This is a genomic window from Ideonella sp. P3_A4 (assembly GCF_056403075.1).
The window spans coordinates 1-2033 of record NZ_JBFUGE010000875.1; the positions used below are offsets into that span (position 1 = coordinate 1).

The 2033-nt window shown below is 67.6% G+C and carries 3 protein-coding genes; 1 reads left to right on the top strand and 2 read right to left on the bottom strand.

Annotated elements, in window-relative coordinates:
* On the top strand, window positions 1-685 hold a 685-nt coding region (locus AC1DYI_RS33930), incomplete at its 5' end, for a ParA family protein (RefSeq protein WP_477208504.1).
* A gap of 17 nt (window positions 686-702) precedes the next feature.
* On the opposite strand, the gene AC1DYI_RS33935 is transcribed toward AC1DYI_RS33930, so the two are convergent.
* Together AC1DYI_RS33935 and AC1DYI_RS33940 are read right to left on the bottom strand one after the other, a co-directional pair.
* Window positions 703-1392 (bottom strand): hypothetical protein, encoded by a 690-nt coding sequence (locus tag AC1DYI_RS33935; protein ID WP_477208505.1) that lies wholly within the window; start codon window positions 1390-1392, stop codon window positions 703-705.
* Complete coding sequence (locus AC1DYI_RS33940; RefSeq protein ID WP_477208506.1) at window positions 1389-1814, bottom strand: pyridoxamine 5'-phosphate oxidase family protein; 426 nt, start codon at window positions 1812-1814, stop codon at window positions 1389-1391. The genes AC1DYI_RS33935 and AC1DYI_RS33940 overlap by 4 nt, the downstream gene beginning before the upstream one ends.
* Window positions 1815-2033 lie beyond the last annotated feature (219 nt).

Genomic DNA, 2033 nt, shown 5'->3' on the forward strand with positions numbered 1-2033 from the left:
GGGCAACTCGACCCGCTATTTGCTGGGCGCTGACACCGACGCCATCGAAGGCGGCGCCGCCGATTTCTTCGATCAAACGCTGAAGTTCAGCGTACGCGCGAAGACCACCGACGAGTACATCGTCGAGACGCCTTTCGACAACCTGCACCTGCTGCCTTCGCAGCCCGAGCTGGAAGAGCTGCACTCCAAGCTCGAGTCGCGCTACAAGATCTACAAGCTGCGTGACGCACTGGCCGCGCTGGACGACCAGTACGACGCGATCTGGATCGACACGCCACCGGCGCTGAACTTCTACACCCGCTCGGCGCTGATCGCCGCCGACGGCTGCTTGATCCCATTCGACTGCGACGATTTCTCTCGCCGCGCGCTGTACTCGCTGATGGACAACGTGCAGGAGATCCAGTCCGACCACAACCCCGGGTTGAAGATCGAAGGCATCGTCGTCAACCAGTTCCAGCCGCGCGCCAACCTGCCGCAGCGCACGGTGCAGGAGCTGATCGACGAGGGGCTGCCGGTGCTRCAGCCTTACCTTGGCGCGAGCGTGAAGGTGAAGGAGTCGCACGAGCGTGCCCTGCCGATGATCCACCTCGACGCGCGCCACAAGCTGACGCAGGAGTACGTGGCCCTGCATGCCGCGCTGAATGCGGCGCCGACCCCGAAGAAGCGGGGCAGCCGCGGCGCTTGAGGCCGCGGCGCTTTGCGTCAGCGGCTGGCGCGCAAGCCTGCCCAGCCCCAACCGGCCAGCGCCAGCACCAGCAACGTCACCGCACCGCCGGTCGCTTGCGGCAGACCCCAGCCGATCAGGCCAGCGGCACCGGCAATGACGCCCAGCATGCCGGACAAGCCCATCAGCGGGCCCCAGCCGCGCGGCCGGCCACCCGGCGCCCAGGCCAACGCCAGCCCGCTCAGGCCACCCACGAACGTGCCCATGTGGAACAGGGCGTCGAACAACGTGCGGGCGCCGGCGTAGGCTGCTGCCGCTTCAGGCCCGCCCGTCGCCAATGGCGGCAGCACCTGGCCGACCATCGTGTCGACGAGCAGGAACACCAGGCCAACGATTGCCAGCGCATACCAGCCCGCCGTCACCTGCGGTGGCTGATCACGGCGCTGGGCCAGCATCAACCCGGCCACCGCCAGCACCACATCGCCCGGCATGCCAGCCCAGCTGGCCAGCAGCATCCAGCCGACTGCTGCCGGCGTGGCCGTGCGCGCGGCGTCGAAGCTGGCCGCACCGGCCGGCATCGCCGCCACCGGGCCGGCCAGCGCGTAGGCGGTGCAGGTCACCAGCACCATCAAGGCCCCCACCAACAGCAGCAGGTAGGCGAAACGGTCGGCCGTCGCGGCCGGCGTCTCGGCTGCATGACGCGCGAGATGGGTGGTGTTCAAAGTCAAGTGGCTTGAGTCCATGTTTCAGCTTCCGGGTTGTGGATGGTGCGCAGTTCGATCCGCTTCGGCCGGATCACCACCACGCTGTACAGAGGGCTGTCGACGCTGCTGACGTGGGCCTTCAGGCCGTCGAACCAGAAGGCTTCACGCTCTTCGGCGCTGGTCGCGACCTCGGCCACGCCGTCGATCTGCAGCCAGCGTTCGCTGCGCGGGTCTGTCGCGCCCAGAGTCGCGTGCACGCCGGGTTGGGCGCCGATGTGGCCGACCTTGCGTGAGTTCAGGTGGGTCGCAAAGCGCAGCGTCAGCTGCTCGTCGAGCCGGCCCACCACCGGCCGCACCCAGGGCAGGCCGCGTTCGTCCAGCGTGGCGACATGGATCAGCTGCAGGCGCTGGCCCAGGTCGAAGATGCGTTGTTCCAGATCGGTCATCGTCGAAGGCTCCCGTGACTCCATGAGTCGAAGTTAACGCCGATAACATACGACCGAATGTTATGGTTGTCAACATGAGCAGCCGACAACCGCCTCCGATCGTCAAGGCCGCGAAGCCAACCCGGCCGACCACGCCCGCTCGAAAGACGGCGGCGAAGGCATCGGCCCCGAAGACGAAGATCCCTGCCAAGCCGGCCTACCACCACGGCGACCTGGCGC